Genomic DNA, 7,547 nt, shown 5'->3' on the forward strand with positions numbered 1-7,547 from the left:
CGTCTCGAAGGGTACGGCGGCGAATTGGCGGCAAACTCCAAGGGCCGCTCCTTTCAGGGCGGCCCTTGTCGTTACTCCGCCGCCTGGGCGGGGATGTGGGGATCGCGGAAGGCGGCGAGGAGCTGTTTTTCCTCCGCCTTGGCCTTGGCCAGGTTGGCCTCCTTCACATGGCCATAGCCGCGAATCTTGTCCGGCAGGCCGGCCAGCGCCACGGCGATGCCGTGATTCTCCGCCGACAGGCCGGCCAGCAGCTCGTCGATCAGCGCCTCGTATTCGGCGATCAGCCGGCGCTCCATCCGGCGTTCCTCGGTCCGCCCGAAGATGTCCAGGGCGGTGCCGCGCAGGCCCTTGAACCTGGCCAGCAGGCCGAAGGCCTTCAGCATCCAGGGTCCGTAGGTGCGCTTCTTCAGATGGCCGCTGGTCGGGTCGCGCTCGGCCAGCAGCGGCGGGGCGAGGTGGAATTCCAGCTTGTAGTCGCCCTCGAACTGGCTGCGCAGCTGCTTCAGGAACGTGCCGTCGGTATAGAGTCGCGCCACCTCATACTCGTCCTTGATGGCGAGCAGCTTGTGGTAATAACGCGCCACCGCCTCGGCCAGGCCGCTGCGGCCGGGCGCCTTGGCCTGCTCGGCCGCTCGCACCTTCGCCACCAGCGCCTTGTAGCGCTCGCCATAGGCGGCGTCCTGATAGGCGGTCAGATACGCCACCCGCTTTTCCACCATCCCGTCGAGCGTCTCGGCGATATGGCGCTGTGGGTCGGCCTTGTCCGCCCCGCTTCCCGCGGCCGGCTGCAGGATGCGCTCCACCGTCGCCAGATCGTGCGCGGCGCGGCGGCCCCACAGGAAGGCGTCGCGGTTGAACTCGATCGCCACGCCGTTCAGCTCGATCGCCTTGTCCAGCGCCTCGGCGGAAACCGGCACCAGCCCCTTCTGCCAGGCGAAGCCCAGCATGAACAGGTTGCTGGCGATGGAATCGCCCAGCGCCGCCGTGGCCAGCTTGCTGGCGGCGACGAAATCCACCCGGTCGGCCCCGGCCGCCTCCACCAGCGTCGATTGCAGCTTGGAGCCGGGGAAGGCCATGTTGGGATTGCGGGTGAAGTCGCCGGTCATCACCTCCTGTGTGTTCGCCACCACATGGCTGCGCTTGGGATCGAGCGTCAGCACCGCCTCGTTGCTGGCGGCCACCACCAGGTCGCAGCCCAGCAGCAGGTCGGCGGCGCCGCGCGCGATGCGGGCGGCGTGCAGATCCTGCGGATTGGCGGCGAGGCGCACATGGCTCAGCACCTGGCCGCCCTTCTGGGCCAGGCCGGCCATGTCGAGAACGCTGACGCCCTTGCCTTCCAGATGCGCCGCCATGCCGATCAGCGCGCCGATGGTCACCACGCCGGTGCCGCCGATGCCGCCGACCATGATGCCGTAGGGCCGGTCGAGCGCCGGCAGCACGGGGTCCGGCAGATCGCCGAACACCGGGCGCGGGCCAGGGGGCGAACCGGCCGGCTCGGCGGCCTTGCCGGCCTGCTTGCGCACCTTGCCGCCGATCACCCCGACAAAGCTGGGGCAGAAGCCCTTCAGGCAGGAATAATCCTTGTTGCAGGAGGATTGGTCGATCTTGCGCTTGCGGCCATACTCGGTCTCCACCGGCACCACCGACACGCAGTTCGACTTCACGCCGCAATCGCCGCAGCCTTCGCAGACCTGCTCGTTGATGAAGACGCGCTTGGGCGGGTCGACCATCAGCTTGCGCTTGCGCCGGCGGCGCTTCTCCGCGGCGCAGGTCTGGTCGTAGATCAGCACGGTGACGCCGGACAGCTCGCGCAGCTCGCGCTGCACCGAATCCAGATCGTCGCGATGCGAGATCGTCGCCTCGGCCGGGAAGGCATTCAGCGGATATTTCTCCGGATCGTCGGTGACGATGCGCACGGCGCTCACGCCCTCGGCCAGCACCTGGCGGGCGATCTGGTCGACGGTGAACGCGCTGTCGGCCGGCTGGCCCCCGGTCATCGCCACAGCGTCGTTATAGAGGATCTTGTAGGTCATGCTGACGCCGGACGCGACCGCCGCCCGGATCGCCAGTGACCCGGAATGATTGTAGGTGCCGTCGCCCAGATTGGCGAAGATATGCTTCGTCGCGGTGAACGGCGCCTGGCCCACCCAGGGCACGCCCTCGCCGCCCATCTGGGTGAAGGTCTCGGTCGAGCGGTCCATCCATTGCGACATGTAGTGGCAGCCGATGCCGGCCATGGCGCGGCTGCCTTCCGGCACCTGGGTCGAGGTGTTGTGCGGGCAGCCGGAGCAGAAATAGGGCGTGCGCTTGAAGCCGTGCGCGGGGGCCGCCTGCGCCTTCTCCTTGGCTTCCAGATAGGCCACCGCCTCGCGCAGCTTCGGCGAATCGTGATAGCACAGGATACGCTCGGCGATCACCTTGGCGACCTGGCTGGGCGACAGCTCTCCCGCGGAGGGCAGGATCCAGTTGCGCTGTTCGTCAAACTTGCCGATCACGCGTGGGCGCACATCCTCGCGCCAGTTATAAAGCTGCTCCTTGAGCTGGTTCTCGATGACGGCGCGCTTCTCCTCGACGACCAGAATCTCTTCCAGCCCCTCGGCGAAATGGCGCATCCCCTCGCGCTCCAGCGGCCAGGGCATGCCGACCTTGTAGACCCGCAGGCCCATCGCCGCCGCCTCGTCCTCGCCGATGCCCAGCTCGTCCAGCGCCTGGCGCACATCGAGATAGGATTTGCCGGTCGAGACGATGCCGAAGCGCGGCTTCGGGCTGTCGATGACGATCTTGTCCAGCTTGTTGGCCCGGGCGAAGGCCAGGGCGGCATACAGCTTGTGGCGCTGATGCCGGTATTCCTGCTCCATCGGCTCGTCCGGCCAGCGGATGTTCAGGCCGCCTTCCGGCATCGCGAAATCGTCCGGCAGCACCAGATTAAGCCGGCTGGGATCGATATCGATGGAAGCCGAGCTGTCCATCGTGTCGGCGATGCATTTTATCGCCACCCAGCAGCCGGAATAGCGGCTCATCGCCCAGCCGATCAGGCCGTAATCGATGACCTCCTGCACGCCGGCCGGGTTAAGCACCGGCAGCATCGCATCCATGCAGGCATATTCGGACTGGTGCGGCAGGGTGGAGGATTTGCAGGCATGGTCGTCGCCGGTCAGCACCAGTACGCCGCCATTGCGCGACGAGCCGGCCATGTTGCCATGCTTGAACACGTCGCCGGAACGGTCGACGCCGGGGCCCTTGCCGTACCAGATGGAGAACACGCCGTCATACAGCGCGTCCTTGAACAGGTTGACCTGCTGGCTGCCCCAGACGGCGGTGGCCGCCAGCTCCTCATTCACGCCGGGCTGGAATTCGATATGGTTGTTTTTCAGGAACTTCCGCGCCTTCCAGAGCTGCTGGTCGAACCCGCCCAGCGGCGAGCCGCGATAGCCCGAGATGAAGCAGCCGGTATTCAGACCCGCCGCCTCGTCGCGCTGGCGCTGGATCATCGGCAGGCGGACAAGCGCCTGTACGCCGGTCAGGTAGATGCGGCCGCGTTCGAGCGTATATTTGTCGTCCAGGCTGACAGCAGCGAGCGTCATGGTTTCGCTCCCAAAAGATTTTTACAGGCCCGCCGATATGGCGGCAGCCCCCGCGATTGGCGCCCCCGGGCAACGGCCCATGGGCGCGACGGCCTATTCCGGCTTATCCTTTGAAATGGTAATGATCGCTGACGTTTCCTACAATTGCCTGCCGACATGGTTGCTAAAAAAGCAATGAAAGATGGACAGCAACGCTGCCCTATAGAGCGGCGTTACCAATTTTAACTCCGCGCCGGCAACTAAATTGCGCGATTCTCGATGTTGCGGCGCAATGTATTTCTTTGTGCGACGCACCATTGGCCATCGCCCTCTGCCGGCCATAATGTTCGCCGACCTCTTCGCTGCGTCGAAGCCCCCTTATTTCGAAGGCCCCTCCATGCGTCCCATCCTGCTGCCGCTCGCCATTCTGGTCTCATTGCCGCTCGGCCCCGCCCTGGGGCCCGCCCTGGGGCAAAGCGGCGTGGTGCTGGATAATAAGGCGCAATATGAAAACTGCATGCGCCTGGCCGATGAAACCCCGGAGGAGGCCTATAAGAGCGGCATCGCCTGGTTCGAGCGCGGCGGCGGCAGCGCCGCCGAGCATTGCGTCGCCACGGCGCTGATGAATCTGGGCAATTACCGCGAGGCGGCGGCCCGGCTGGCGGCGCTGGCCGAAACCCCGGACGTGAAGCAGCGGCCGACGACGCGCGGGCTGATCCTCTCGCAGGCCGCGCAGGCCTGGAGCGAACTGGGCGAGGCCGGCAAGGCCGCGGCGGCGCGCGACGAGGCGGTGGCGCTGGCCCCGGACGATCCCGAATTGCGGCTGGAGCGCGCCATCGCCCGCATCGCCGCCGGCCAGCATTTCGAGGCCATCGACGATCTGAACCGCGCCGCCGAAACCGCGCCGCGCCGGGTGGACGTGCTGCTGATCCGCGCCTCGGCCTATCGCTATCTCGGCCAGTTGGAGCTGGCGCGCGACGATGTCGACCGGGCCCTGGCGATCCGCCCCGACTTCCAGGACGCGATCCTGGAACGCGGCGTCATCTACCGCGCCGAGGGCGACAAGGATGCCGCGCGGCGCGATTTCCTCTGGGTGCTCGACGTTGCCCCGGAAGGGCCGGCCGGCGACGCGGCGCGAATGAATCTGGAGGAAATGGACGTGCGGGTGGAGTAAGCGGCCCGGACCAAGCGTCCCCGCCTTGAAGAGTCCCCCGGCCGGCATTAGGTTGACCCGTCCATGATGGAGTTGGCCGAATGAAGTATGTAAGCACGCGCGGCAGCGCCCCTTCCCTCGATTTCGAGCAGGTGCTGCTGGCCGGCCTGGCCGAGGATGGCGGCCTGTATGTGCCCGAAAGCTGGCCGCACTTCAGTGCCGACGATCTGCGCGCGATGCGGGGGCTGCCCTATGTCGAGATCGCCAAGCGGGTGATGACGCCGTTCCTGGGCGGCGCGATCCCGGCGGCCGACTTCGCCCGCATCGTCGAGGAATCCTACGCGACCTTCGAGCATAAGGCGGTGACGCCGCTGAAGCAGCTCGACCAGGATTTCTGGGTGCTGGAGCTGTTCCACGGCCCGACGCTGGCCTTCAAGGACGTGGCGCTGCAATTGCTCGGCCGGCTGTTCGACCATGTGCTGACCAGGCGCGGCGAGCGCGTCACCATCGTCGGCGCCACCTCCGGCGATACCGGCTCGGCCGCCATCGAGGCCTGCCGCGACCGCGCCGCCATCGATATCTTCATCCTGCATCCGAAGGGCCGCACCTCCGAGGTGCAGCGCCGGCAGATGACCACAGTGCTCTCCGCCAACGTGCATAACATCGCGCTGGAAGGCACGTTCGACGATTGCCAGGACCAGGTGAAGGCGATGTTCAACGATCCCGCCTTCCGCGCCGCCCAGCGGCTGTCGGCGGTGAATTCGATCAACTGGGCGCGGATCATGGCGCAGATCGTCTATTATTTCGCCGCTGGATTGGCCATCGGCGCGCCGGACCGGCGCATCGCCTTTTCCGTGCCGACCGGCAATTTCGGCAATGTCTACGCCGCCTATGCCGCAAAGCAGATGGGCCTGCCGATCGAGAAGCTGGTGGTCGGCTCCAACCGCAACGACATCCTGACCCGCTTCTTCCAGTCCGGCGAAATGAAGATCGCGGGCGTGGAGCCCAGCCTCAGCCCCAGCATGGACATCCAGGTTTCCAGCAATTTCGAGCGGCTGCTGTTCGACATGCTGGACCGCGACGGCGCACTGGTCGCCGAAACGATGAAAGGCTTCCGCGCCACCGGCGGCTTCGCGGTCGGCGACAATCAGCTCGGCCGCGCCAAGGCGCTGTTCGAGGCCCACCGGGTGGATGACCAGCAGACCGGGGCGGTCATCCGCGCCGTGCATGGCGAGACCGGCGAGATTCTCGACCCGCACACCGCCGTCGGCGTCGGCGCGGCCAGGGCCGCGACGCTCGATGCCGATGTCGCGCTGGTTTCGCTGGCCTGCGCCCATCCGGCGAAGTTCCCCGACGCGGTGGAGGCGGCGACCGGCCTGCGCCCCGCCCTGCCGCCCCGCCTGGCCGACCTGTTCGAGCGCGAGGAGCGCCTGACCGTGCTGCCCAACGACCTCGCCGCCTTGCAGAATTTCATCTCCGGTAAGACCCGCCTGAAAGGGGCTGCCTGATCCATGAACGATTCCGTCCGCATCACCACCCTGCCCAACGGGCTGCGCATCGCCACCGACCGCATGGAGCATGTGGAATCGGTGTCGCTGGGCGCCTGGGTCGGCGTTGGCACGCGCCATGAGCAGGCCGAGATCAACGGCATCTCCCACCTGCTGGAGCACATGGCCTTCAAGGGCACCGAGCGGCGCAGCCCGCAGGCCATCGCCGAGGAGATCGAGGCCGTCGGCGGCGTGCTGAACGCCTATACCAGCCGCGAGAACACCGCCTATTACGCCAAGGTGCTGGCCGAGGACACGCCGCTGGCGGTCGATATTGTGGCCGACATATTGCAGCACTCGACCTTCGACGAGACCGAGTTGAAGCGCGAGCAGCAGGTGGTGGTGCAGGAGATCGGCCAGGCCAACGACACGCCGGACGACATCATCTTCGACTTCTTCCAGGAAGCCGCCTATCCCGACCAGCCGATGGGTCGCCCGGTGCTGGGCACGGTGGAGACCGTCACCTCAATGGGCCGGGACACGCTGATGGAGTATATCGGCGGCCAGTACGGGCCGCAGAAAATGGTGTTCGCCGCCGCCGGCAAGGTCGATCACGACGCTCTGGTGGAGCTGGTCGGCAATGCCTTCGCCGACCTGAAGCCGACCCCGGTGCAGGAGGAGGCCCCGGCCGCCTATCGCGGCGGCGAGCGGCGCGAGGATCGCGACCTGGAGCAGGTGCATCTGCTGCTGGGCTTCGATTCCATCGCCTATGACGACCCGGATTACTACGCGCTCTCGGTCTTCTCCACGCTGTTCGGCGGCGGCATGTCCTCGCGCCTGTTCCAGGAGATCCGCGAGAAGCGCGGGCTGGTCTATTCGATCTACAGCTTCCAGTCGGCGTTCCGCGATGGCGGGCTGTTCGGCGTCTATGCCGGCACCGGCGACGAGCAGGTGGCGGAGCTGGTGCCCGTGCTGTGCGACAGCTTCCGCGAGATCGCCGGCAGCCTGACCGAGGCGGAGCTGGGCCGCGCCCGCGCGCAGCTCAAGGCCGGTCTGCTGATGGGCCGCGAATCGACCGGCAATCGCTGCGAGCAGGTGGCCCAGCAGCTGCTGGTCTATGGCCGCATCGTCCCGCCGTCGGAGCTGGTGGAGAAGGTGGAGGCGGTCGACGCCGCCGCCGTCGACCGCGTGGTCGCCCGCCTGCTGGCCTCCCGCCCGACCCTGGCGACCATCGGCCCCATCGCCCATGTCGAGCCGCTGGACCGCATCGCTGAGCGACTGGCGGCGTAAGGCCGGCATGGCCGGCACGACAAGGGAGCAAACCGCCCGATGCTTCGAGACGCC

Annotated in this window: 4 protein-coding genes; 3 read left to right on the forward strand and 1 reads right to left on the reverse strand. The window is 67.0% G+C overall.

Annotation, left to right across the window (positions count from 1 at the left end; genetic code table 11):
* Positions 1–71: 71 nt before the first annotated feature.
* Positions 72–3,584: an indolepyruvate ferredoxin oxidoreductase family protein gene (locus tag AUP43_RS04105; protein WP_067553041.1), complete on the reverse strand. Its 3,513-nt coding sequence runs from the start codon at positions 3,582–3,584 to the stop codon at positions 72–74.
* Between the two features lie 376 nt (positions 3,585–3,960).
* Here AUP43_RS04105 and AUP43_RS04110 point away from each other — a divergent pair, with 376 nt between their 5' ends.
* From AUP43_RS04110 to AUP43_RS04120, 3 genes are all read left to right on the forward strand, one after another.
* Positions 3,961–4,737 (forward strand): tetratricopeptide repeat protein, encoded by a 777-nt coding sequence (locus tag AUP43_RS04110; RefSeq protein ID WP_198154820.1) that lies wholly within the window; start codon positions 3,961–3,963, stop codon positions 4,735–4,737.
* An 80-nt stretch (positions 4,738–4,817) separates the two neighbouring features.
* Positions 4,818–6,224: a threonine synthase gene (thrC, locus tag AUP43_RS04115; RefSeq protein ID WP_067553045.1), complete on the forward strand. Its 1,407-nt coding sequence runs from the start codon at positions 4,818–4,820 to the stop codon at positions 6,222–6,224.
* A gap of 3 nt (positions 6,225–6,227) precedes the next feature.
* Positions 6,228–7,493 (forward strand): M16 family metallopeptidase, encoded by a 1,266-nt coding sequence (locus AUP43_RS04120; protein ID WP_067553047.1) that lies wholly within the window; start codon positions 6,228–6,230, stop codon positions 7,491–7,493.
* Positions 7,494–7,547 lie beyond the last annotated feature (54 nt).

Origin of the sequence: Oceanibaculum pacificum, assembly GCF_001618175.1 — a bacterium.
Classification (GTDB): domain Bacteria; phylum Pseudomonadota; class Alphaproteobacteria; order Oceanibaculales; family Oceanibaculaceae; genus Oceanibaculum; species Oceanibaculum pacificum.

What these genes read in the sequence shown, in the direction of transcription:
- AUP43_RS04120 (WP_067553047.1), top strand. Translation starts at nt 6,228, where the DNA reads ATGAACGATTCCGTCCGCATCACCACCCTGCCCAACGGGCTGCGCATC.
- thrC (WP_067553045.1), top strand. Translation starts at nt 4,818, where the DNA reads ATGAAGTATGTAAGCACGCGCGGCAGCGCCCCTTCCCTCGATTTCGAG.
- AUP43_RS04110 (WP_198154820.1), top strand. Translation starts at nt 3,961, where the DNA reads ATGCGTCCCATCCTGCTGCCGCTCGCCATTCTGGTCTCATTGCCGCTC.
- AUP43_RS04105 (WP_067553041.1), bottom strand. Translation starts at nt 3,584, where the DNA reads ATGACGCTCGCTGCTGTCAGCCTGGACGACAAATATACGCTCGAACGC.